Genomic DNA, 22487 nt, shown 5'->3' with positions numbered 1-22487 from the left:
AGCCACTCAAAGCTCGATGGCCTTGATGGCTTCGGAGCCTTTGACCCGTAATGCCTCGCGGATACGCTCGCGGTGAGCTGCGTATTCGTACACGTCATAGACGAAACCGCCGCCTCTGAGGGTCAGGGTCATTTCGTAGGTAAAAGGCCACGCCGGGAACCATCCGTTGGGGGGCTTTACCTTGGTACGGGTAACCATTTGCAACCCGCAGGCGGCAATTTTTACCTGACCGAATCCCCCTTTCTCGCAAGGCACGATCTGAAAACTGTCGGATCGACCCGCGTTGAAACTGAACCAGCTGTCGAAGAACAGGCGAGCATGAGCACTGTTGAACATATCGTTTAACGCTACCTCGGCCACGTTCGCCAGCCCCGGCGGGGTTATGGTCTTGACCAGCTTCGCCGCCTCCCGCCGAAAACCGCTTTCATTGCTGACCTTTACCGGCTTTTGTGCGAGCGAGCTGCCGGGTTTAAAACTACTGTCGATCAGCACTGCCGTGTAGAGCTCGATCCATTGCTCCCACTGCTTTTCGGGACTGTAACGATCCGACGCGCTCAACTGCGCCCAGAGCAGCGCGTCCAGAATGTCCCCCCTGCTGAGTGGGGAGAGTTCCGGGAAAAATGAAACCAGGTTGGAACCCCGCAACATGGACCTGGACGAGTCGCCGCTCATGGATCTACTCCCGCAATTTCCATGCACAGCGCTTCACGCCTGGAGCCCAGTTTGTCGAGCAGGCCTTGCCGGAAGTAGCCAAAATCATGCTCATCCAGCTCTGCGGAAACTATAGCGACATGAAGGTCGCCGATGATCACGCTGGAAGAAAACAGGTCGGCAAGCGGAAGTCCGCTGACCGGGCTGGCGCTCTTGAAAGAAAACAGGACCAGATGCATGGTCGGCGTCGCGTCCATGAAACCTAATTGCAGCGCGACGTCGTAGACCTCCTTGCTTTCTTGAGTGCCGCTATCCGGATCGTTATGCGAATCAAGCTGCACCGTTTGCTTGCGCAATAACGCACTGGCTTCGTGGTCGGCATGGGTTGTCAGGTTGGTGATTGCTGTTTCTGCTGCTTCAATCAGCGCAGCTGAAACCCGTCTACCAAGCATCCCTTTCAAACGAGCCCAGATCGTTTCATCCGGATCAAGCGGGAGGTTTTGCACATCGCGATAAACAATCGTGCAGCGAAAGCTGGTCAGGGCATTGAAGTATCGCTGACGCCAGTTGGCGGCTTCGTTGAAGGCTGAATGCTTGGCCGAAGCCGCCAACTGGCAGTACAACGTGCTGATCAGCACATCCTCTTGAAACGCCAGGCTGGCTTGATCAGCAAAAAACAGCAGGCTATTGCCATTTACATAACTGGCTCGCAATCCATTGCGCATGATGTAGCTCCCTCTGGAACGGAAGAGTCGTGGCGAACCGCGACTCCTGAATGGTCAGATATCAAACTCAAGCACGGCTTTTCTTGCATTTTCGGTGAGTTTTTCCCGCAGGGTTTCGGCAATACCCTCGAAATGTCGTTGGTTGAGAATCAGGTGATTTTCGGCGCGTTTGATACTTACCGATGCGCTATTCCATTCCCAGAACAAGACATTGGTCACATTGATCGACGTTGCGAAATCCATCGCCCCCAACGCCATCGCCAACTCGTTGTCCTGGGACTCGACCGCTGAACCAATGACAAACTTCGCCCCTTTGGCTGTCTTGCTGGAGTTTTCAAACAAGCGCAGCGGCTTTTCACTCGACTGTAGGACTTCAACCGCATCCTTCGCGACCTTCAGCAGCAGCAATGACGTCGGACCCGGCAAAGCCATGGCAGTGATCGCCGAAGAGAGAATTTTCAGCCCCTCTTGTTCCATGGTGAAACGGCTATTGGCAGATTTATAGTCACTCAACTCCGCTGACTGGGAAGTCCAGCCGCAATAAGCCATGACTGTTTTGTACTGGTTGAACCACTGCACGCCACCCTCGGGGAAAGTCTTGTCAGCATTGAGACTGGCAAACAACATGCAGTCCTTGACGACGGCCTTGTTTGCAGCGCTCATGCCCGCCACGAGGGAAACGATAGTATCGTTGATGACAAGTGCTTGCGCAGACTTCTCATCGTCGCGCATAAGCGCGGTATGCTTGCAACTTCCCAGCTCGCAACTATCAATGAATGCACGACTTTCCGAGATGCGGCTTTCAATATCAATGTTATTCACGTTAAAAATCCTTTTCAGTAAAGTGTCCGTCATGGACAACCTCAAATTAGCTGAGTGATACTGAGACTTCCACCTCTCCAATTTCCGCTTAAACAAATGGAGCCCGGAAACATGTCACTGATACCGGACCTAAACACTCGAAACGCCACTTCCCCTCCCACACCTGTTAAATCAGGGCCCGACGGCAGAAAAACGAACTAACCTTTATCCTATTACATGCTTTCCCACATACCTCCGTCAAATGGTCGCTCATATACAACTCATATTAACGACACTTGCATAGACGATTTCGCAGCCAACTGTAGACGATTCCTACATTCTCAGTCAGATACTAATCTGATTTATATTGAATCGCCCGATCTCCAGCAGACGCGCGCGAATGCGCTCCCGATGTGCCGAGAAATCCTGCCGACGCAGTGAATAGACACCACCGGCCAGGCGCACCACCATTTCCCGGCCAACCCGCCAATCGCCGCCCCTGTCATCGGACGTGACAGTAGCGCTGGCATGCAGCCCACAGACCAGGAACGAGATCTCGCCCTCAGCGAGGTTCTCGCAGGGCACTACCTGAAAAGTGCTGAGTGATCCGGAACCGCTGCCGTATTCAAAAAAATGCCGCGCATACTCACTCAGCCGCACCGCCTTGAAAGATCGGCGGGTAAGCTCCAACAGATTGGCAATCTGTACGGTACCTTTGACGCTGAAACCAATATCATCCAATTCCCGAGCACTGTTGATGACCATGGGCTCTTTTACAATCAAGCTGCGCAACCGGCATCCGGAGTATTCCAGTTGCTTGCGGTAGTACAGCATCCAACTGATCCAGTCTTCCTCGACCCTATAAGACTGACCGGCATATATATTGGCGTACATCATTAGATCGAGGAGATCAACGCGGTCGGCGGCCGAAACTCCAGCAGCGAACGAGATAATATTATTACCTGCGACAAGGGCATTCGATTCAAGCTCATTCATTCTTAGCACTCCACGTGCATTAACGGAGTGCTAAAACTAGCCAACTTGAATAATAACGCCTACAGGATTACATCAAACTCGGAATATCCTTACTTGTAATCAGGCCATGATCCTTTGCTGATAGACGACTCTGCCAAAGATCATGACCGGCGAAAAACCGGAGCAACCTCAACCGCCCGGTTTTCCCCCATACCAACGCGGCGTATACACCCAGGTACCGCCATCGGGCCGCGGAAACACACAAGTCGTCGAAGAGCCGATCAACACCATGGTGCGCATGTCCACTTGATCCGGAGTCAGTTCGCCCAGGGTGATGATGCGCAAGGTCTGGCCGGGACGGCCGATGTCGCGGCCCAATGTCACAGGCGTTTCAGGCGTGCGGTGCTGGCGGACGATTTCCAGCGCGCGGCCCAGTTGCCACGGGCGTGAACGGGAAATCGGGTTATAGAACGCCAGAGCCAGATCGGCTTGCGAGGCCAGGTCCAGACGCTTTTCGATGACGTCCCACGGCTTGAGGTTGTCGGAAAGCGACATCACGCAGAAATCATGGCCCAACGGCGCGCCAGCTTGCGCAGCGGTCGCCAGCGAGGCGGAAACCCCCGGCAGGATTTTCAGTTCAACCGTATGCCAATCGGCATTGCTCGATTCGTGCAAGGCTTCCAGCACCGCCGAGGCCATGGCGAACACGCCGGGATCCCCCGAAGACACGATCACCACGCTGCGCCCCGACGCCGCCAGTTCGAAGGCATGTCGGGCGCGCTGCATTTCTTCGCGGTTGTCGGTGCAGTGCAGCACTTGATCGGCACGGAACGGCCCGGCCATGCGCACGTAGGTTTCGTAACCGAGCACGTCGTTGGCGCGAGCCAGTTCGGCCTTGACTGCGGGCACCATCAAATCCGCGGCACCGGGACCGAGGCCGATGACCGCCAGCCTGCCGCGCCCGCGACCAATCTGGTCAACATCCAGAGGCTGCGGGGCGACAACGATTGCCAGGTATTCACTGATACTGATCGGCGGCAACAATTGCGGCACGGCTTGCATCGCCATGTCGCTCGCGCTCGCTGCCGCGACAAACCGAATTGGCACCGCCAGTTCGGCAGCGGCCTGATGCAGCAGCGGGTCGGCCATCTGCGCGTCGGGCGCCAGCAGGCAGGCCAGGGATTGCACGGCGATCCCGGCCTCATGCAGCGCGGCACGGACATTGGCGGCCAGCTGCGGAAGCGTTGCGCTCACGGCCACGGCGACGCTGCGCGGGTAGATCAGCAGCTCATGTTGTGAAGGCTCGCGCTCCGCGCTGCCCACGTGAATCGCCAATTGCGCCTGGTCGTTTTCGGGCAGTTGCGCCTTGGCCAGCCATGGCGCGACACCTTCGATGCGCACGCTTTCGCCGGAGAGCAAATCGGAGACGAACCGCTTGCCCAGCTCCAGATCACCCAAGGCATAACCGGCGGGCGGGTTGAGCAGGCACGTGCCGAAGCGCAATTCGCCGCTGGTGGTAATGGCCGCTGCAATACCCAAACCGGCGGCGATTTCCCGAGCCATGACGTTGACGCCGCCCAGCCCGCCCAACAATGGCACGACGGCGCTGCCGTCTTCGGCAACTGCCAGCACAGCCGGCTCAGCGCCTTTTTCCAGCAACAGCGGCGCGAGGGTGCGGATGATGATTCCCGCCGCACACAAGGCAATGATCGGCGTGTCCTGCTGATAAATCTGACGCAAGGTGGCGCCGAATTCGCTGTAAGTTCGGTCTGCACCCTGAACCCGCTCCACGAGGCCGTGAATCAACGCGTCGGGGTAAACCTGCTGAATCCGCCGTGCCGTGGCCAAACTGCCATTGCCGAGAATGACAATGGCGGGTGTGTTGTGGGCCATCAGCCTTGCCACCTTTCGCCGGGAACAATGATCAACGAGAAGTATGGCGAGGACATGGGTTCGACCTGATCCAGCGGCACGATCTTCTGATTGGCCATGGTGGCGCGCTCCACATACAAAGCCCGCTCGGCCAGACCGAGCTCTTCCAGCACCAGCCGGACTTTCGGGAAGTTGCGCCCCAGTTTCATGATCACCGCCGCGTCGGCGTCGGCCAGTTTGCGCTTGAGTTCTTCATGGGGCAGCACGCCGGACAGCACCGACAGGCTCTGATTGCGGTACACCAGCGGCGCACCCAACACCGAAGCGCCGCCCAGCATCGAGCACACGCCCGGAATGACTTGGGCTTCATAGCGGTCTGCCAGACGATCGTGCAGGTACATGTAGGAACCGTAGAAGAATGGGTCGCCTTCGCAGATAACGGCTACATCGCGTCCGGCATCCAGATGCGCGGCCACGTCGGCGCTGGATGCGTCGTAGAAATCGCTGATGACTTGTTCGTAGGACATCGGCGCGGGCAGCGCCTCGGTGGTGACCGGATAAACCAGCGGCATCAGCGTCTGGGCGTCCTGCAAATGACCTTCAATGATGCCGAAGGCGTTGCCTTTCTTGCCCTTGGCGACGAAATAGGCGATCACCGGCGACTCGCGCAACAGGCGCAGCGCCTTGACGGTAATCAGTTCCGGGTCGCCGGGGCCGACGCCCAGGCCAATCAATCGACCGCGTGCCTGCATCATTCGATCTCCGTGGCCAAGGCGTTGACCGCAGCCACCGCCATGGCGCTGCCGCCGCGACGGCCCTGCATGATGACAAACGGCACGCCACGGCTGTCAGCGGCAAGCATCGCCTTGGATTCCGCTGCGCCGACGAAGCCCACCGGGAAACCCAGGATCAGTGCCGGTTTGGGCGCGCCAGCGTCGAGCATTTCCAGCAGATAGAACAGCGCGGTCGGCGCGTTGCCGATCACCACGACGCTGCCTTCCAGATGCGGGCGCCACAGTTCCAGCGCCACGGCGGAGCGGGTGTTGCCCTGCTCCAGCGCCAGTTCCCGCACGCCGTCATCATGCAGCGTGCAGATGATCTGATTGTTGGCCGGCAACCGGGTGCGGGTGATGCCTTCGGACACCATGCGCGCATCGCACAGGATCGGTGCCCCGGCCGCCAAGGCATCGCGCCCGGCCTTGCCCGCTCCGGGCGAAAAGCGCAGGTCTTCGATGACCTCGACCATGCCGCAGGCATGAATCACCCGCACGGCGAGTTTTTCCAGATCCGCCGGAATAGTGTCCAGGCGCGCTTCCGCACGGATGATCGAGAAGGAGTTACGGTAAATCTCCTGCCCGTCGCGGATGTAATCAATCATGGGTGCTGCTCCGTGAGTCGGCGATCAACAACGCGCCGGCTGCTTCAATAGTGAGGTCACGCGCCCGCAGAACGCCGAAACCGGGTTGTTCTGCATCGCAAAAATAAAGGTCGTATTGGCCGGCAGACACCGCCAGCAACGTCACCGGCGCGCGATGGGCGGCTGCGCAGGAACGCTTGCAGGCCGTCAGATGCACGGGGCGGCTGAGGCCGTTTTTTTGCAATTGCGCGGCCAGGATTCGCGCATCGCCCTTGGTATCGGCCAGGCCTTTGCTGCAATCGGTGGAGCCGGTGCAGGCAATCATGTGCGCCAAGGCCTGCTCGGCAGAGCACAGCAGCCCTGCCGCTTGCAGCCTCGACAGCACGTCTTGCGCCTGTTCTGTCGGAATATTGGGCAATAACACGCTTTGCCAGGGCGTCAGGCGCAAACTGCCATCGCCCATTTCAGCGGCCAGCTGCGCGATGGCGGTGAGCATCTCAGGATCCAGTCGCCCCAACGGCGCCACGCCACCGACGGCTACTTTGTCGGTTTCACGCTGTGGATAAATGCCGATGTGCTGATCGGTTGCCACGCTTGCCCGCCGCCAATCGGTTATTTTTTGATCAATTTTCAGGGCCACGCTCAAACGCGCCGCCAGGTGTTCGAGCAACTGTTCAGCCGGTGTTTCCGCCAGCAACTGACGCATGCGCACTTGCTCGGGCCGGGCAGTATCCAGAAACAGCTCCAGCACAGCCAGCACCAGTTCCAGGCCGTGCTCAATAGGAACCGCAGCCAAAGGCGAATCCTGCCCCGGACAACCGGCAAAGCCGAAGGCCAGCAAGGTTTCGCCTTCGATCTGCAATGCGCAAAGCCACAGGTCGTGAGGATGTTCCAGCATCACCAGACCTTCGCCGCCATCCAGCGAGATGGCGAATTTGGGCGACAGATCGTGAAAGCGCGGATTACTTTCCAGTGCCGCGAGGATCTGCGCGGCCAGTGGGCGCGTATCGAACAGCATCTGAGGATCGAGCCCGGCGCTGGGGCTGAGCATCAGGTTGCGCACGTCGTCGCTCTCCAGGTTGCTCGGCCCGAGGCCAGCACCCAGCAGGGTCTGGATCAACGCGTCCTGCTGTTCGCCGATGCCGCGAATTTGCAGATTGCCGCGATTGGTCGCTTCGATCACCCCATGGGCGTACTGCTGCGCAGCCTCGGCAACGGCCAGCGCTTGCGGCGCAGTGATCGAACCACCCGCCAGCTTGATGCGGCAGATACCGCCATCCAGCGCCGCGACGATACGCAGCAACCCCGGACAAGCCGAGGGGCGTAGAGATATCGAGGGCGGACGGGCGGGCGTCGGATCGGTCAATGGATCACCATGGCTGGAACTGGACTGCACGTGAATAGGCCACTTGTGCCGCTTGGGCGCGGTATTATGCCTGCTTTGTCCGCAGGCATGAAAAGCCGCTCTGTCGGAAGACTCGGATTGAGGGAATTAAATGTCGCCTTGGCTGACAGTCGTGGGAATCGGTGAAGACGGCTACAAAGGCCTGGGCAAGAACGCGCGGCACGCTCTGCTGCGCGCGCATCAGGTGTTTGGCGGTCCGCGCCAGCTGGATTTGCTGCCCCCGTGCATCCAGGCCGAACGCCGCGCCTGGCCCAGTCCGTTTTCCCTGAATCCGGTGCTGGAGCAGCGCGGCGCCGAGGTCTGCGTGCTGGCCAGTGGCGATCCGATGCTGTTCGGCGTCGGCGCGAGTCTGACCCGCGTGGTCGATATCAACGAAATGCTGATCCTGCCCGCGCCCTCTTCTTATTCCCTGGCCGCCGCGCGTCTGGGCTGGCCGTTGCAGGAAGTCGTCACGCTGTCGGTGGTGGCGCGTCCATTGGCCGCACTCAATGCGCAGTTTCATAACGGCGTGCGTTTGCTGGTTCTCAGCAATGATGGCAACAGCCCCGCCGCCATTGCCGGTTTGCTCCGCGAGCGCGGGTTCGGTCCTAGCCGCATGACAGTGCTGGAACATCTGGGCGGAACCGCCGAGCGACGTATTGAAGGACTGGCCAGCGAATGGGCCAATCCGGAAATTGCTGCGCTCAACGTGGTGGCCATCGATTGTCGCGCCGACGCTCAGGCCCTGCGCCTGTCGCCCTTGGCCGGTTTACCGGATGCCGCCTTCGAACATGACGGCCAGCTGACCAAGCGCGACGTGCGGGCGATTACCCTGGCGCGACTGGCGCCGGTACCGGGTGAATTGCTCTGGGATGTCGGCGCCGGTTGCGGCTCCATCGGCATCGAATGGATGCGTGCCCATCCGAGCTGCCGGGCGTTGGCGATTGAGGCCGACGAAGGCCGCCAGCAGTTGATCGAATTCAACCGCGATGCGCTGGGCGTGCCGGGCCTGCAATTAGTGCGCGGCAGTGCGCCGACGGCCCTGGCTGGGCTGGAGCGCCCTGATGCGATTTTCATTGGCGGCGGCGTCACGCGACCCGGCGTGCTCGACACCTGCTGGCAGCAGCTGCGCTCTGGTGGGCGGCTGGTCGCCAATGCCGTCACCCTGCAAAGCGAAGCCACGTTGATGGCCTGGCGCGAACTGCATGGCGGCGAACTGACCCGCATTCACATTGCCCACGCCAAACCCTTGGGCGATTTCGATACCTGGCGACAAGCGTTGCCGATCACCCTTCTGGATGTGGTCAAACCCTGATGCGCGACGAAACCGCCGAACAACCCGCACCGCTACGCAGCGGTTTGACCACTGGCAGTTGCGCCACGGCGACCAGTCTGGCGGCGGCGCGCCTGTTGCTCGCTGGTCAGGCAAACGACGCGGTGCAGATCGTCCTGCCCAAGGGCACGCAGGTGCAGATGCGTCTGGAGTTCTGCCGCCTGTGCGCCGATGGCGCCGAAGCCGGAACTATCAAAGACGCAGGTGACGATCCGGACGTAACCCATGGCGCGTTGGTGTCTTCCATGGTCCGGCTGCTGGACATTCCCACCGTGACTTTTATCGCGGGACCTGGTGTTGGCACGGTCACGCGGCCTGGTCTGGTGCTGAAGGTCGGCGAACCGGCGATCAACCCGGTGCCTCGGCGGATGATCATCGAACACCTGCAAGTGCTGGCTAACGAAATGAACTACGGCGGCGGCTTTGAAATCACGGTGAGCATCGAAGGCGGCGAAGCGCTGGCGCTGAAAACCATGAATCCGCGGCTGGGCATTCTTGGCGGGCTGTCGATTCTGGGCACCAGCGGCATCGTCCGGCCGTTTTCCTGCGCGGCTTACATTGCCTCGATCCACCAAGGCATCGACGTCGCCAAGACCAACGGTTATCTGCACATCGCGGCCTGCACCGGCAACGCCAGCGAAGACACCATGCGCCGCCATTATCAGATGCCGGAAATCGCCTTGATCGAGATGGGCGACTTCATCGGCGCGGTGCTCAAACATCTGCGCAAGGTTCCGGTGAACAAACTGAGCATCTGCGGCGGCTTCGGCAAGATCAGCAAACTGGCAGCAGGCCATATGGATCTGCACAGCCGCCATTCCAGCATCGACCTGCCGCAACTGGCGCGCTGGGCCGCCGATGCCGGTGCCGATGACGCGCTGCAACAGGCGATTTGCGAGTGCAATACCAGCCAACAGGCACTGGCCATCAGCGCCGCGCTCGGTATTGCGTTGGGCGATGTGGTCTGTCAGCACGCGCTGGATTTCGCCCGCAGCATGGTGCCGACGCAGGTTCAGGTCGAAGTTTTTGCGATCGACCGCCAGGGCGGCATCGTCGGTCAGGCGGGTGTTTCGGAATGAAACGCATATTACTGCTCGGCGGTGTTGCCGATGCCCTGGCGATTGCCCGCACGCTGGGGCCGCACCATATCTACAGCCTGGCGGGCGTTGGGCGAGTGCCGACTGACCTGACCTGCGAGGTGCGCGTCGGAGGTTACGGCGGCGCTGAAGGCCTGGCCCGATTCATTGGCGAACACGATATTGATCTGTTGCTGGACGCGACCCATCCCTACGCAGCGCAAATCAGTCACAACGCCGCCAAGGCCGCACAACTGAGCGACATCCCGTGTTGGGCCTTGCGCCGCCCTGCATGGCAAGCCGGGCCGGACGATGACTGGCGCGAAATCAGCGACTGGGCGGAGTTGATTCAGGCGCTGACTCCGTTCCAGCGACCGCTGTTCACCTTGGGCCGCGAGCCGTTGCAGCATCTGGATGAAATCCCGGCACATCAGTTCTGGACCCTGCGCGCTCTGGAAAACACCTTGCGCGACTTGCCCCAGCACTCGCGCTGCGAAGTGCTCGGCGCGCGCGGACCGTTCCTGCTGGATGACGAACGCGCCCTTTTTGTCCAACGCAATATCGACGTGCTGATCAGCAAGAACAGCGGCGGCAGCGCAACCGAGGCCAAGCTTGAGGTGGCGCGGGAGTTGAAAGTGCCGGTGCTGATAGTGAAGCGGCCGCAGTTGCCGGAGGTGGATCGGGAGTTTGCGTCGGTGCAGGCGTTGTTAAATGCATTGGGATGATCTTTGTGGGAGCGAGCTTGCTCGCGAATAAGCCAGTACATTCAAAGAGTCGTCGGGGCCTGCAACATCGCCTTCGCAAGCAAGCTTGCTCCCACGGGTCCGCTCTCTTTAAGCCGCGACATCCCGCCACGCCTTGGGCTTTTTACATCTGCCGGGCTTTAAGGCTAAATAGCTGCACTCCCCCAAAACAGGAACGGAACCCGCCATGTCACAACCACGGACGACATCGGTCTGGATTGCCTGCATTGCAGCGCTGGTGAGTTTTCTGCTGCCCGCCAGCTTCGCCATTGCCGAAGATTTTAAATCGGGCGAACTGAGTATCAGCCAGCCGTGGTCCATGGAACTGCCGCCCAATGCGCCCACCGTCGCTGCTTATTTCGTCATCCATAATGGCGGCCAGCAGCCTGACCGTTTGCTCAGCGTCGACACGCCGATTGCCGCAACGGCGCAGCTTCACGAGCACGTTCACGCCAACGGCCTGATGAAAATGCAGCACGTACAGCTCGTCGAGATTCCGGCCGGTGGCGATGCGACGTTCGCGCCCATGGGTTATCACGTGATGCTGCTGGACCTGAAGGACAAATCGAAGCTCATCGAAGGCGCGCACTTTCCGCTGACACTGCACTTCGAAAAATCCGGCGACGTGACTGTCGAAGTCGCGGTGCTCAAGCAAGCGCCGACACCAGCAACGCATAACCATTGATGCCCATCTGATTTGAGCAACCCGCGCCCGCTCCGCAACAGCGCCACCTTGCAGCCTCGGAAATCCCGGGGTGCCTGGCTGAGCCTGTTTGCCATGCTGATGATTTTCATCGGCCCGCTGGTTTCCCAAGCGGTGCCGATGGATCAGCACGCGGGCATGAGCATGGCGATGCCGGCGTCCATGGACATGCCGGCCGACCACGGGGCTCACCATCAAGCCGATCCCACGGCTGAACAAGCCAGCGTCGATCATGTGCTGTGGGCCAAGTGTGGCTATTGCACCTTGCTGTTCAGTTGCCCGGCGATCACCAGCGCATTGGCGATCACGGCCCTGGCGCCGCCCAATCCGGCCGACTTTTACAACGCCTCCACGCAAACGGGCCACGCCCAGCGCAGCATCTTCCCCAACGCCCGCAGCCGCGCCCCGCCGCTCTTCGCCACGCGATAAATCCTATTCGATTACGCACCCGCTCAGGCCCATGAACATTCATGTCGGTTCTGGGCGGGCGGCGTCGTGTGTTGTGCCTGATAAGAGCGCTGCAAAAAATGTCCATACAGACCGTCTCCAAACCGCCTGTTTCCTTCTATAGCCTTGCGTGGCGCTGGCATTTCTATGCCGGTTTGTTCGTCGCACCCTTCATGATCCTGCTGTCGTTGACCGGCATCATTTATCTGTTCAAGCCGCAGCTGGACAACCTGATGTACAGCGATTTGCTGAACGTCACGCCGAGCCACCATCAACTCAGTGCCGACCAGTTGCAGCAACGCGTTCTGAGCAGTTTTCCACAGGCGAAAATCAGCAAATACCTGCCACCGTTGAGTGCCCAAGGCAGTGCGCAATTTGTCGTGCAGGAAGCTGGCCGTGAAGTGAATGTGTTCATCAACCCTTACGGCGGCGAGATTCTTGGCACTCAGGACGCGAAGGACAACCTGCAAGCCATCGCTCGCGCGCTGCATGGCGAGCTGATGATTGGCACGATTGGCGACCGGCTCGTCGAACTGGCGGCCGGTTGGGGAATCATGCTGGTGGTGTCCGGGCTTTATCTCTGGTGGCCGCGTGGCAGTTCCGGCGCTGGTGTGCTCTGGCCGCGCTTGAGCAAACGCGGCCGGCTGATGTGGCGCGATCTGCATGCGGTGACCGGTTTCTGGGGATCGGCGTTGTTGCTGTTCATGTTGATCAGCGGCATGACCTGGACCGGCATGTGGGGCAAGCAGTACGCCGATTTGTGGAATACCTTTCCAGCGGCGATGTGGAATGCAGTGCCCAAGTCCGACAAGCAGGCTGGCGAACTCAACACCCCTACCGGCCAGACGGTGCCTTGGGCGCTGGAAAACACGCCGATGCCGGTCTCGACTGGCGAGCATGCCGAACATATGAACCATGCGGGCATGTCCGCCGCGCCAGCCGCGCCGAAAGTGTCGCTGCAACAGGTGGTGGACATCGCCACCGAACGCGGTATCGAGCCGGGTTACAGCATCACCCAACCGAAAACCGCCGATGGCGTGTTCACCGTTTCAGTGTTTGCCGACGACCCGCGCAATGACGCGACGCTGCATATCGATCAATACAGCGGCAAGGTTCTGGCCGACGTGCGCTGGGCCGATTACAGCACCGTCTCCAAGGCCACCGAACTGGGCGTGATGCTCCACGAAGGCAAGTTTTTCGGCTGGATCAACCAGATGCTGATCCTGCTGGTGTGCGTAATGATCCTGCTCGGCTCGGTCAGCGGCCTGGTGATCTGGTGGAAACGTCGCCCACAAGGCAAATTGGGCGTCCCGCCGCTGCGCCACGATTTGCCCCGCTGGAAATCAGCCATGGTCATCATGTTCGTCCTGGCAGTGGCTTTCCCGCTGGTCGGCGCTTCACTGGTGGTGGTTTATCTGCTGGATCGGTTGGTGTTGTCGCGGTTCGGCAAAGAGACTGCGGTGGCTTGAGCTGGATAAGGTGGGAGCGAGCTTGCTCGCGAAGGGACCAGTACATCCAGTACTTTTAGGGGACCTGAAATATTGCCTTCGCGAGCAAGCTCGCTCCCACGGGTCACCCGCATGGCCAGCGCACCAATTGCGGTCGCTGGCCGCACCACGGCTTTTTAAAAGCGCCATCACGGTGCGTCACAGTCGTTAACCAACCGCTCTGGGTCGCTAATTGGCTCCACTTGGCCGGCTGGGCATAGCCTTTGCTTAGAAGCTTTCAGGCAACTGACTCGCCCTCCTGAAAAAACCAAGTGAATGGAGCTAGCCCAATGAAGCGTCGCAGTTTGATCAAAGCTTTCACCCTGTCCGCATCAATCGCCGCCATGGGCATGACATGGACTGTTCAGGCCGCCGAGACGATCAAGGTCGGCATCCTGCACTCGCTGTCCGGGACGATGGCTATCTCCGAGACTTCACTCAAAGACATGGCGTTGATGACCATCGACGAAATCAACGCCAAGGGCGGCGTCAACGGCAAGATGCTCGAAGCAGTGGTCGTCGACCCGGCTTCCAACTGGCCGCTGTTCGCGGAAAAAGGCCGTCAGCTGCTGACCCAGGACAAAGTCGCCGTGGTGTTCGGCTGCTGGACTTCGGTGTCGCGTAAATCAGTGTTGCCAGTGTTCGAAGAACTCAATGGCCTGCTGTTCTACCCGGTGCAATACGAAGGCGAAGAAATGTCGCCAAACGTGTTCTACACCGGTGCAGCGCCTAACCAGCAGGCGATTCCTGCGGTCGAGTACTTGATGAGCGATGACGGCGGTGCCGCCAAGCGTTTCTTCCTGCTGGGCACCGACTACGTTTACCCGCGCACCACCAACAAGATTCTGCGTTCCTTCCTGCACTCCAAAGGCGTAGCGGACAAGGACATCGAAGAGGTCTACACCCCGTTCGGTCATGCTGACTATCAAACCATCGTGGCCAACATCAAGAAGTTCTCGGCGGGCGGCAAGACGGCGGTGATCTCCACGGTCAACGGCGACTCTAACGTGCCGTTCTATAAAGAGCTGGCCAACCAGGGCCTGAAAGCCACCGACGTACCGGTCGTGGCGTTCTCGGTGGGCGAAGAAGAACTGCGCGGCATCGACACCAAGCCATTGGTGGGCAACCTCGCCGCCTGGAACTACTTCCAGTCCGTTGAGAACCCGGTCAACAAGAAGTTCGTCGCTGACTGGAAAGCCTACGCCAAGAAGAAAAATCTGCCGGGCGCCGACAAGGCCGTGACCAACGACCCGATGGAAGCCACTTACGTCGGCATCCACATGTGGGCGCAAGCGGTCGAGAAAGCCAAGTCCACCGATGTGGATAAAGTCCGCGAAGCCATGGCCGGCCAGACCTACGCAGCGCCGTCGGGCTACACCCTGACCATGGACAAGACCAATCACCACCTGCACAAGCCAGTGATGATCGGCGAAATCCAGGACGACGGTCAGTTCAACGTCGTCTGGCAGACCAAAGAGCCGATCCGCGCCCAGCCATGGAGCCCGTACATCCCTGGCAACGACAAGAAGCCGGATCATGCGGTGAAGAGTAACTAAAAGCGGTTATCCCCTGTGGGAGCGAGCTTGCTCGCGAAGAGGCCGGCACATTCAGAACATCTCTGGATGTCTGGAACATAGCTTTCGCGAGCAAGCTCGCTCCCACACATCCAGGTCACCAACATGCCCAACGCCTTCTACCGCGTCATCTTCACCCTCGCCCTGCTGCTGCCAATGGCAGCTCACGCCAGCGATGCCGGTGATTTTGTCGCGGCCAGTTCCACGCAACAAGCCGAGCTGCTCGAAGCCTGGGCTGCCAAACCTGTGCCGGAACGCATTAAGCTGATCAACGCCTTGCAAGATGGCCGTGTCGCGGCCGATGGCAGCAAGCGCGCGTACATTGAAACCGGCGACAAATACGTGGCCGTCGATGCGCCCGCCTCTGACGCCGCAACCCCTGATGAACCGCGCAAATTGCGCCTGAACAATCGCCTGCGTGGCTTGGTCGATACCGCGCTGGCCAGTCACCAACTGCTGGCGGCCGATGCAAAACTGCGTCTGGCCGCCGCACTGCAACTGCAAAAAAGCGCGCGCCCGGCGCAACTGGCGTTTATCAGCCAACAGGTCGCCGCCGAACAGGACGACGCCGTACACACAGCACTGACTCTGGCGCTGGCCAATCTGCAACTGGTGGATTCCAGCCCGAGCGTGCGTCTGGCGGCAGTGCGCCTGCTGGGCGAAACCGGCGATCCGCTGGCCCGCACGCGCCTTGAAACCTTGCTGACTCCCGGCGTTGAAACCGACGCCAGCGTGCGCATGGCGGCGGAAACCAGCCTTGCGCAGGTGAACCGTAAACTGATGATCGGCGAGATTCTCGGTCAGGCCTTCAGCGGCATGTCGCTGGGTTCGATTCTGCTGCTGGCTGCGCTGGGTCTGGCGATCACTTTCGGCTTGCTCGGCGTGATCAATATGGCCCACGGCGAAATGCTCATGCTCGGGGCGTACTCGACGTATGTCGTGCAACTGATGTTTCAGCGTTATGCGCCCGGCGCCATCGAGTACTACCCATTGATCGCGCTGCCCGTGGCGTTTTTTGTCACGGCGATCATCGGCATGGCGCTGGAGCGCACGGTAATCCGCCATCTTTATGGCCGTCCGCTGGAAACCCTGCTCGCCACCTGGGGCATCAGCCTGATGCTGATCCAGGCGGTGCGCCTGGCGTTCGGCGCGCAGAACGTTGAAGTCGCCAACCCGGAATGGTTGTCCGGCGGCATTCAAGTGCTGCCCAATCTGGTGCTGCCGTACAACCGCATCGTGATCATCGCCTTCGCGTTGTTCGTGGTGGTGCTGACCTGGCTGCTGCTGAACAAGACGCGCCTGGGCCTGAACGTACGGGCCGTGACCCAAAACCGCAACATGGCCGCCTGCTGCGGCGTGCCCACCGGGCGCATCGACATGATGGCGTTCGGGCTTGGCTCCGGGATTGCCGGGTTGGGTGGCGTAGCCTTGAGTCAGATCGGTAACGTCGGCCCGGACCTGGGCCAGAGCTACATCATCGATTCATTCCTGGTGGTGGTGCTCGGCGGTGTCGGGCAACTGGCCGGTAGCGTGATGGCGGCCTTCGGGCTGGGCATCGCCAACAAGATTCTCGAACCGCAAATCGGCGCCGTGCTGGGCAAGATCCTGATCCTGGCGCTGATCATTCTGTTTATCCAGAAACGTCCGCAAGGCCTCTTCGCGCTCAAAGGACGGGTGATCGACTGATGAATCAACCATTGATGGTCACTGCTGCACAAAAAATCGGCACTAAAAGCACGATTGCCGTGAGCGTGCTGGTGCTGGCCGTACTGCTGGCGCTGCCGCTGCTTTCGCTGCTGCCTGCCGACAACGGTTTGCAGGTCTCGGCGTATACCTTGACGCTGGTGGGCAAAATTCTCTGCTACGCCATCGTCGCCCTGGCGCTGGATCTGGTATGGGGTTACGCCGGGCTGTTGTCGTTAGGCCACGGCCTGTTCTTCGCCCTCGGCGGTTACGCCATGGGTATGTACCTGATGCGCGAAGCAGCGGGCGATGGTTTACCCGCGTTCATGACCTTTCTGTCGTGGACCGAGCTGCCGTGGTACTGGACCGGCACTGACAACTTCCTCTGGGCCATGTGCCTGGTGGTCCTGGCGCCCGGTTTGCTGGCGCTGGTGTTCGGCTTCTTCGCCTTCCGTTCGCGGATCAAGGGCGTGTATTTTTCGATCATGACTCAGGCGCTGACCTTCGCTGGCATGTTGCTGTTCTTTCGCAACGAAACCGGCTTCGGCGGCAACAACGGCTTTACCAACTTCCGCAGCATTCTCGGCTTCAGCATCAGTTCCCAGGGCACGCGGGCGACGCTGTTTCTGGCGACGGTGATCTTGCTGGTGGCGAGCCTGTATGTCGGCTGGTGTCTGGCGCAAAGCAAGTTCGGCCGGGTGCTGACCGCCCTGCGCGACGCGGAAAACCGCCTGATGTTCTGCGGCTACGATCCGCGTGGCTTCAAACTGTTCGTCTGGGTCTTGAGCGCGGTGTTGTGCGGTCTGGCTGGCGCGTTGTATGTGCCACAAGTGGGGATCATCAACCCCAGCGAAATGTCGCCAACCAACTCCATCGAAGCTGCCGTCTGGGTCGCCCTTGGCGGGCGCGGCACACTGATCGGCCCGCTGCTGGGCGCAGGTCTGGTCAACGGCATGAAGAGCTGGTTCACCGTGGCTTTCCCGGAATACTGGCTGTTCTTCCTTGGCGCGCTGTTCATCATCGTCACGCTGTATCTACCCAAAGGCGTGATCGGCCTGCTCAAGAAAAGGAGCGAGCAATGAAAACCACCCCGACGCCCGCTTTCATGCTCGAACCGATCCTCAACCCTAACTCCGATATCGGCACCAGCCGCGATGCTATCGGCCTCGGGCAAGCGGCCGGCAAAGGGCTGAACACCCGACACGGCACGATCCTCACCCTGGAAGACATCAGCGTCAGCTTCGACGGTTTCAAGGCGCTCAATGACCTGAATCTATACATCAGCGTTGGCGAACTGCGCTGCATCATCGGCCCCAACGGCGCGGGCAAGACCACGCTGATGGACGTGATCACCGGCAAGACACGCCCGAGCCACGGCAAGGCGTGGTTCGGTGAAACCCTGGACCTGACGCAGATGAGCGAAGTGCAGATCGCCCAGGCCGGGATCGGTCGCAAATTCCAGAAGCCCACGGTGTTCGAAGCCTTGAGCGTGTTCGAAAACCTCGAACTGGCGCAGAAAACCGATAAATCGGTGTGGGCCAGCCTGCGGGCGAAACTCAACGGCGAACAGCGCGACCGCATCGACGAAGTGCTGGAAACCATTCGCCTGACCAGCTCCATGCAGTGCCCGGCCGGTTTGTTGTCCCACGGTCAGAAGCAGTTTCTGGAAATCGGCATGTTGCTGGTTCAGGACCCGCAATTGTTGCTGCTCGACGAACCGGTGGCGGGCATGACCGACGCCGAAACCGAATTCACCGCCGAGCTGTTCAAGAGCCTCGCGGGCAAGCATTCATTGATGGTGGTGGAACACGACATGGGCTTCGTCGGCTCGATTGCCGATCACGTCACCGTTTTGCATCAAGGCAGCGTATTGGCCGAAGGCTCGCTGACCGATGTGCAGGCGGATGAAAGGGTGATTGAGGTGTATCTGGGGCGCTGAAGCGCCCAGCCTTAAGCTTCTAGCTGCAAGCGACAAGCTAGAAGCCTTAGCAAGACCCTGCTTTTTCTTGCGGCTTGTAGCTTGCCGCTTATAGCTCTCGAGGAACGAGGCATGCTCCAGGTCGAAAAGCTTCACCAATATTACGGCGGCAGCCACATTCTGCGCGGCTTGTCTTTCGACGTAAAAGTCGGCGAGGTCACGTGCCTGTTGGGGCGTAACGGCGTGGGCAAGACCACCTTGCTCAAGGTACTCATGGGCCTGCTGCCTTCCAAGGAAGGTGCGGTGCAATGGGAAGGCAAGGCCATCACCGGTTTCAAGCCGCATCAACGGGTGCATGCCGGTATCGCGTACGTGCCGCAAGGCCGGGAGATTTTCGGGCGGCTGACCGTGGAAGAAAATCTGCTGATGGGCCTATCGCGTTTTCCAGGCTCTGAAGCCAAGGAAGTACCGGCGTTCATCTACGAGCTGTTCCCGGTGCTGCTGCAAATGAAGCATCGACGCGGTGGCGATCTGTCCGGCGGTCAGCAACAGCAGTTGGCGATTGGCCGTGCGCTGGCCAGCCGGCCTCGTTTGCTGATCCTCGACGAACCCACCGAAGGCATTCAGCCGTCAGTGATCAAGGAAATCGGCGCGGTGATCAAGAAGCTCTCGGCACGTGGCGACATGGCGATCCTGTTGGTCGAGCAGTTTTATGATTTCGCCGCCGAGCTGGCCGATCAGTATCTGGTGATGTCCCGTGGCGAAATCGTTCAGCAAGGACGCGGCGAAAACATGGAGGCCGAAGGTGTGCGCGGCCTGGTAACCATCTGACCTGCATTGCGCTATGGTGCAGGCCCACGAACATTGCGATAGAAACCCGATGAATCTTCCCGCCCACACTGCGTTGTTCACCCCTAGCTGGCATGCCGAGCTGGAGCTGGGTTATGGGCGTTTCGGCGACAGCACGCGTCCGGTCCAGCGGCGGCACAAAGGCCCGCTGCGGGTACAGAAACACCTGTATGCCGAAGGCCCGCAAGTCTGCCAGCACATCATTGTTCATCCACCCGGCGGCATTGCCGGTGGCGATCGCCTGGATATCAGCGCCCACGTCGGGCCCGACGCCTGGGCGCAACTGACCAGCCCTGGGGCGGCCAAGTGGTATCGCGCGGCCGGTCCGGCGTATCAGCAGCTTGATCTGACCGTCGAAGCCGGCGCGACGCTGGAATGGCTGCCGCAGGAAACCATCGTATTCAGCGCCGCCCAGGCCGAACTCACCACGCGCATCGAGCTGCGAGGTGACGCGAAGCTGATGTATTGGGACGTCGTGGCGCTGGGTCGCCCTGCGAGCGGCGAACGTTTTACCAGCGGGCATTTTCAGTCGCATCTGGATATCCGCCGGGATGGCCGGTTGCTCTGGCATGAACGGCAACGCATCATCGGTGGCGATGGCTTGCTCGCCTCGCCGATTGGTCTGGACGGCAAGACCGTGTTCGCCACGCTGCTGATTACCGGCGAAGTGGACAGCGAACTGCTCGAAGCCTGCCGCTCGCTGAACAACCCGGTGCGCGGCGACCTGACGCAATTGCCCGGCCTGCTGGTGGCGCGTTGCCTGGCTGACGAAGCCCTGCATGCGCGGGCCTGGCTGATCGAATTATGGAAGCTGCTGCGCCCGGCATTGTTAGGCCGCGAGGCGCTGGCGCCGAGGATCTGGAGTACCTGACGCAATTTAATCCGTGGGAGCGAGCTTGCTCGCGAAGGCAATTTTTCAGGCTCAGTAGATGTATCGAGCGGACTTGCCGATTCGCGAGCAAGCTCGCTCCCACAGGTAACTCATCGCTCATACGGACTGCACAATGGACCTGACACCCCGCGAAAAAGACAAGATGCTGATTTTCACCGCTGGCCTGGTTGCTGAAAGGCGTCTGGCCCGGGGTGTAAAGCTCAACTACCCGGAAGCCATGGCGTTTATTTCCGCCGCGCTGCTCGAAGGCGCGCGCGACGGGCAGACCGTGGCAGACCTGATGCATTACGGCACGACGCTGCTGACCCGCGAGCAAGTGATGGAAGGTATCCCGGAAATGATCCCGGAAATCCAGGTCGAAGCGACGTTTCCCGACGGCACCAAGCTGGTTACCGTCCATCAACCGATTGCCTGACCCCATAGGGAATTGTGGAACAGACCATGACTGACTTGATTCGCGATGCGCTGGTAACCGACTTGCCGGGCATCATGACGATTTACAACGACGCGGTGCTCAACACCACCGCGATCTGGAATGAACAGCCGGTGGATCTGGCCAACCGCCAGGCGTGGTTCGATGCGCGGCAAGCCCAGGGTTATCCGATCCTGATCGCGGTCGACGCTGAAAGTGAAGTGCTGGGTTACGCGTCGTTTGGCGATTGGCGGCCGTTTGAAGGCTTTCGCCATACCGTCGAGCATTCGGTGTACATCCGCGCCGATCAACGCGGCAACGGCCTTGGCCCACTGCTGATGAAAGCCTTGATCGAACGCGCTCATGCTTGTGACAAGCATGTGATGGTCGCCGCCATCGAAAGTGGCAATGCCGCCTCCGTGCGCCTGCATCAGCGACTAGGCTTCATCGTTTCTGGCCATATGCCGCAGGTCGGCACCAAGTTCGGCCGCTGGCTGGACCTGACCTTCATGCAACTGGATATCACGCCGGGCGCTTCGGCTCCGGCTTCGCTGGCCCCTACATTGAACATCTAGAGAGGCGCTCATGAACCCTGCCCAGTTACGGCGCGTCAACGCCGAAAGCTTTGCACACTATCGCCATGGTTTGGTCGAGCTGCTATTGGACGCTGTGAAAAACGGCGCCTCGGTGGGTTTCATGGCTGATCTGGACGTCGAACAGGCCTACGCCTGGTGCGACGGACTCAAGACCGACCTGGAAAGTAACAGCCTGTTGCTCTGGGTCGTGGTCGAGGACGAAAAGGTGCTGGCCAGCGCGCAATTGTCGCTGTGTCAGAAACCCAACGGCCTGAACCGCGCTGAAGTGCAGAAACTGCTGGTGCGCAATGACGCACAGCGACGCGGGCTGGGCCAGCAACTGATGCAGGCGGTCGAGAAAGCCGCCGCGCAGTATCAACGCGGGCTGCTGCATCTGGACACCGAGGCCGGTTCACCCGCCGAAGCGTTTTATCGCTCGCTGGGCTACGTCCGCGTCGGCGAACTGCCGAACTATTGCCAAAGCCCGGACGGTCGTTACACGCCCACCGCCATCTATTTCAAGACTCTGGGACAACCTGCATGATTCCTGGCCAATATCAGATTCAACCCGGCGAGATTGAACTCAACGCCGGTCGCCGCACCCTCAGCCTGAACGTCGCCAACAGCGGCGACCGGCCAATTCAGGTCGGCTCGCACTTTCATTTTTTCGAAACCAATGACGCCCTGACCTTCGACCGCGCCGCCAGCCGTGGCTTGCGCCTGAACATCCCGGCGGGCACCGCCGTGCGTTTCGAACCAGGTCAGTCGCGGGATGTCGAGTTGGTGGATCTGGCTGGGTTGAGGCGGGTTTTCGGCTTTGCCGGGCGGGTGATGGGGGATCTTTGATCTCCGATCCCGATACATCGCGTCGCCTCCTTCGCGAGCAAGCTCGCTCCCACAAAATTCACGCCGCTGAAGTGCACCCCAAAAGTTGGACACCCATCCAACCTCTGGGGTGTTTTTCATGAGCAAGTACACAACACAATTCAAGCTGTCCGCCATCGAAGCCTTTCTTGAACGAGGCAGAGGC

Annotated in this window: 24 protein-coding genes; 16 read left to right on the top strand and 8 right to left on the bottom strand. The window is 60.1% G+C overall.

Going from position 1 to position 22487, the window contains the following annotated elements; all coding sequences use genetic code 11:
* Positions 1 to 6 precede the first annotated feature (6 nt).
* From ACP7E4_RS27960 to cobG, 8 genes are all read right to left on the bottom strand, one after another.
* Positions 7 to 672, bottom strand: a complete 666-nt coding sequence (locus ACP7E4_RS27960; protein WP_426119145.1) for a hypothetical protein — start codon at positions 670 to 672, stop codon at positions 7 to 9.
* Complete coding sequence (locus tag ACP7E4_RS27955; protein ID WP_426119147.1) at positions 669 to 1376, bottom strand: hypothetical protein; 708 nt, start codon at positions 1374 to 1376, stop codon at positions 669 to 671. Before ACP7E4_RS27955 ends, ACP7E4_RS27960 begins: the two co-directional genes overlap by 4 nt.
* A gap of 54 nt (positions 1377 to 1430) precedes the next feature.
* The gene (locus tag ACP7E4_RS27950; protein ID WP_426119149.1) at positions 1431 to 2198 is read right to left on the bottom strand and encodes a hypothetical protein; all 768 of its coding nucleotides are present in this window, start codon (positions 2196 to 2198) and stop codon (positions 1431 to 1433) included.
* A gap of 324 nt (positions 2199 to 2522) precedes the next feature.
* Positions 2523 to 3173 (bottom strand): hypothetical protein, encoded by a 651-nt coding sequence (locus ACP7E4_RS27945; RefSeq protein ID WP_426119150.1) that lies wholly within the window; start codon positions 3171 to 3173, stop codon positions 2523 to 2525.
* 168 nt (positions 3174 to 3341) lie between these two features.
* Positions 3342 to 5045: a precorrin-3B C(17)-methyltransferase gene (gene cobJ, locus ACP7E4_RS27940; RefSeq protein WP_426119152.1), complete on the bottom strand. Its 1704-nt coding sequence runs from the start codon at positions 5043 to 5045 to the stop codon at positions 3342 to 3344.
* Positions 5045 to 5779 (bottom strand): precorrin-2 C(20)-methyltransferase, encoded by a 735-nt coding sequence (locus ACP7E4_RS27935; RefSeq protein WP_426119154.1) that lies wholly within the window; start codon positions 5777 to 5779, stop codon positions 5045 to 5047. Before ACP7E4_RS27935 ends, cobJ begins: the two co-directional genes overlap by 1 nt.
* Positions 5776 to 6402, bottom strand: coding sequence for a precorrin-8X methylmutase (locus ACP7E4_RS27930; RefSeq protein WP_426119156.1), 627 nt, complete (start codon positions 6400 to 6402; stop codon positions 5776 to 5778). The genes ACP7E4_RS27935 and ACP7E4_RS27930 overlap by 4 nt, the downstream gene beginning before the upstream one ends.
* On the bottom strand, positions 6395 to 7747 hold the full coding sequence (gene cobG, locus ACP7E4_RS27925) for a precorrin-3B synthase (RefSeq protein WP_426119181.1): 1353 nt from the start codon (positions 7745 to 7747) through the stop codon (positions 6395 to 6397). Before cobG ends, ACP7E4_RS27930 begins: the two co-directional genes overlap by 8 nt.
* Positions 7748 to 7877: 130 nt before the next feature.
* Between cobG and cbiE the strand changes: the two genes are divergently transcribed.
* The 16 genes from cbiE (at position 7878) to ACP7E4_RS27845 (ending at position 22303) form a co-directional block, all read left to right on the top strand.
* Entirely contained in the window at positions 7878 to 9080 is a 1203-nt protein-coding gene (gene cbiE / locus ACP7E4_RS27920; protein ID WP_426119158.1) for a precorrin-6y C5,15-methyltransferase (decarboxylating) subunit CbiE, read from the top strand.
* Positions 9080 to 10177: a cobalt-precorrin-5B (C(1))-methyltransferase gene (locus tag ACP7E4_RS27915; RefSeq protein ID WP_426119160.1), complete on the top strand. Its 1098-nt coding sequence runs from the start codon at positions 9080 to 9082 to the stop codon at positions 10175 to 10177. Before cbiE ends, ACP7E4_RS27915 begins: the two co-directional genes overlap by 1 nt.
* Entirely contained in the window at positions 10174 to 10899 is a 726-nt protein-coding gene (locus tag ACP7E4_RS27910; RefSeq protein WP_426119161.1) for a cobalt-precorrin-6A reductase, read from the top strand. Before ACP7E4_RS27915 ends, ACP7E4_RS27910 begins: the two co-directional genes overlap by 4 nt.
* 205 nt (positions 10900 to 11104) lie before the next feature.
* Positions 11105 to 11602 (top strand): copper chaperone PCu(A)C, encoded by a 498-nt coding sequence (locus ACP7E4_RS27905; RefSeq protein WP_426119163.1) that lies wholly within the window; start codon positions 11105 to 11107, stop codon positions 11600 to 11602.
* A gap of 12 nt (positions 11603 to 11614) precedes the next feature.
* Positions 11615 to 12049: a DUF2946 domain-containing protein gene (locus tag ACP7E4_RS27900; RefSeq protein WP_426119165.1), complete on the top strand. Its 435-nt coding sequence runs from the start codon at positions 11615 to 11617 to the stop codon at positions 12047 to 12049.
* Between the two features lie 98 nt (positions 12050 to 12147).
* On the top strand, positions 12148 to 13536 hold the full coding sequence (locus ACP7E4_RS27895) for a PepSY-associated TM helix domain-containing protein (RefSeq protein ID WP_426119167.1): 1389 nt from the start codon (positions 12148 to 12150) through the stop codon (positions 13534 to 13536).
* A gap of 308 nt (positions 13537 to 13844) precedes the next feature.
* A complete protein-coding gene (gene urtA, locus ACP7E4_RS27890; RefSeq protein ID WP_020292680.1) occupies positions 13845 to 15110 on the top strand; it encodes an urea ABC transporter substrate-binding protein in 1266 nt (421 codons plus the stop codon).
* A 123-nt stretch (positions 15111 to 15233) separates the two neighbouring features.
* A complete protein-coding gene (urtB, locus tag ACP7E4_RS27885; RefSeq protein WP_426119169.1) occupies positions 15234 to 16814 on the top strand; it encodes an urea ABC transporter permease subunit UrtB in 1581 nt (526 codons plus the stop codon).
* Positions 16814 to 17893 (top strand): urea ABC transporter permease subunit UrtC, encoded by a 1080-nt coding sequence (urtC, locus tag ACP7E4_RS27880; protein WP_426119171.1) that lies wholly within the window; start codon positions 16814 to 16816, stop codon positions 17891 to 17893. The genes urtB and urtC overlap by 1 nt, the downstream gene beginning before the upstream one ends.
* Positions 17890 to 18750: an urea ABC transporter ATP-binding protein UrtD gene (gene urtD / locus ACP7E4_RS27875; RefSeq protein WP_426119172.1), complete on the top strand. Its 861-nt coding sequence runs from the start codon at positions 17890 to 17892 to the stop codon at positions 18748 to 18750. The genes urtC and urtD overlap by 4 nt, the downstream gene beginning before the upstream one ends.
* A 111-nt stretch (positions 18751 to 18861) precedes the next feature.
* Positions 18862 to 19560, top strand: a complete 699-nt coding sequence (gene urtE / locus ACP7E4_RS27870; RefSeq protein ID WP_065831826.1) for an urea ABC transporter ATP-binding subunit UrtE — start codon at positions 18862 to 18864, stop codon at positions 19558 to 19560.
* 49 nt (positions 19561 to 19609) lie between these two features.
* Entirely contained in the window at positions 19610 to 20449 is an 840-nt protein-coding gene (locus ACP7E4_RS27865; protein ID WP_426119173.1) for an urease accessory protein UreD, read from the top strand.
* A 133-nt stretch (positions 20450 to 20582) separates the two neighbouring features.
* The gene (locus ACP7E4_RS27860; protein ID WP_020293711.1) at positions 20583 to 20885 is read left to right on the top strand and encodes an urease subunit gamma; all 303 of its coding nucleotides are present in this window, start codon (positions 20583 to 20585) and stop codon (positions 20883 to 20885) included.
* A gap of 26 nt (positions 20886 to 20911) precedes the next feature.
* A complete protein-coding gene (locus tag ACP7E4_RS27855) occupies positions 20912 to 21457 on the top strand; it encodes a GNAT family N-acetyltransferase (protein WP_426119175.1) in 546 nt (181 codons plus the stop codon).
* 10 nt (positions 21458 to 21467) lie between these two features.
* The gene (locus ACP7E4_RS27850) at positions 21468 to 22001 is read left to right on the top strand and encodes a GNAT family N-acetyltransferase (protein WP_426119177.1); all 534 of its coding nucleotides are present in this window, start codon (positions 21468 to 21470) and stop codon (positions 21999 to 22001) included.
* Entirely contained in the window at positions 21998 to 22303 is a 306-nt protein-coding gene (locus tag ACP7E4_RS27845; RefSeq protein WP_426119179.1) for an urease subunit beta, read from the top strand. The genes ACP7E4_RS27850 and ACP7E4_RS27845 overlap by 4 nt, the downstream gene beginning before the upstream one ends.
* The last annotated feature ends 184 nt before the right edge of the window (positions 22304 to 22487 follow it).

It is taken from the genome of Pseudomonas sp. DSP3-2-3, from assembly GCF_049898225.1.
GTDB lineage: Bacteria > Pseudomonadota > Gammaproteobacteria > Pseudomonadales > Pseudomonadaceae > Aquipseudomonas.
The sequence above is the reverse complement of the archived record's forward strand: the minus strand, read 5'-3'. Positions and strand labels throughout refer to the sequence as shown.

Excerpts from the sequence above, each read along its gene's own strand:
- ACP7E4_RS27960 (WP_426119145.1), bottom strand. The coding sequence starts at position 672 with ATGAGCGGCGACTCGTCCAGGTCCATGTTGCGGGGTTCCAACCTGGTT.
- ACP7E4_RS27955 (WP_426119147.1), bottom strand. The coding sequence starts at position 1,376 with ATGCGCAATGGATTGCGAGCCAGTTATGTAAATGGCAATAGCCTGCTG.
- ACP7E4_RS27945 (WP_426119150.1), bottom strand. The coding sequence starts at position 3,173 with ATGAATGAGCTTGAATCGAATGCCCTTGTCGCAGGTAATAATATTATC.
- cobJ (WP_426119152.1), bottom strand. The coding sequence starts at position 5,045 with ATGGCCCACAACACACCCGCCATTGTCATTCTCGGCAATGGCAGTTTG.
- ACP7E4_RS27935 (WP_426119154.1), bottom strand. The coding sequence starts at position 5,779 with ATGATGCAGGCACGCGGTCGATTGATTGGCCTGGGCGTCGGCCCCGGC.
- ACP7E4_RS27930 (WP_426119156.1), bottom strand. The coding sequence starts at position 6,402 with ATGATTGATTACATCCGCGACGGGCAGGAGATTTACCGTAACTCCTTC.
- cbiE (WP_426119158.1), top strand. The coding sequence starts at position 7,878 with ATGTCGCCTTGGCTGACAGTCGTGGGAATCGGTGAAGACGGCTACAAA.
- ACP7E4_RS27915 (WP_426119160.1), top strand. The coding sequence starts at position 9,080 with ATGCGCGACGAAACCGCCGAACAACCCGCACCGCTACGCAGCGGTTTG.
- ACP7E4_RS27910 (WP_426119161.1), top strand. The coding sequence starts at position 10,174 with ATGAAACGCATATTACTGCTCGGCGGTGTTGCCGATGCCCTGGCGATT.
- ACP7E4_RS27905 (WP_426119163.1), top strand. The coding sequence starts at position 11,105 with ATGTCACAACCACGGACGACATCGGTCTGGATTGCCTGCATTGCAGCG.
- ACP7E4_RS27895 (WP_426119167.1), top strand. The coding sequence starts at position 12,148 with ATGTCCATACAGACCGTCTCCAAACCGCCTGTTTCCTTCTATAGCCTT.
- urtA (WP_020292680.1), top strand. The coding sequence starts at position 13,845 with ATGAAGCGTCGCAGTTTGATCAAAGCTTTCACCCTGTCCGCATCAATC.
- urtB (WP_426119169.1), top strand. The coding sequence starts at position 15,234 with ATGCCCAACGCCTTCTACCGCGTCATCTTCACCCTCGCCCTGCTGCTG.
- urtC (WP_426119171.1), top strand. The coding sequence starts at position 16,814 with ATGAATCAACCATTGATGGTCACTGCTGCACAAAAAATCGGCACTAAA.
- urtD (WP_426119172.1), top strand. The coding sequence starts at position 17,890 with ATGAAAACCACCCCGACGCCCGCTTTCATGCTCGAACCGATCCTCAAC.
- urtE (WP_065831826.1), top strand. The coding sequence starts at position 18,862 with ATGCTCCAGGTCGAAAAGCTTCACCAATATTACGGCGGCAGCCACATT.
- ACP7E4_RS27865 (WP_426119173.1), top strand. The coding sequence starts at position 19,610 with ATGAATCTTCCCGCCCACACTGCGTTGTTCACCCCTAGCTGGCATGCC.
- ACP7E4_RS27860 (WP_020293711.1), top strand. The coding sequence starts at position 20,583 with ATGGACCTGACACCCCGCGAAAAAGACAAGATGCTGATTTTCACCGCT.
- ACP7E4_RS27855 (WP_426119175.1), top strand. The coding sequence starts at position 20,912 with ATGACTGACTTGATTCGCGATGCGCTGGTAACCGACTTGCCGGGCATC.
- ACP7E4_RS27850 (WP_426119177.1), top strand. The coding sequence starts at position 21,468 with ATGAACCCTGCCCAGTTACGGCGCGTCAACGCCGAAAGCTTTGCACAC.
- ACP7E4_RS27845 (WP_426119179.1), top strand. The coding sequence starts at position 21,998 with ATGATTCCTGGCCAATATCAGATTCAACCCGGCGAGATTGAACTCAAC.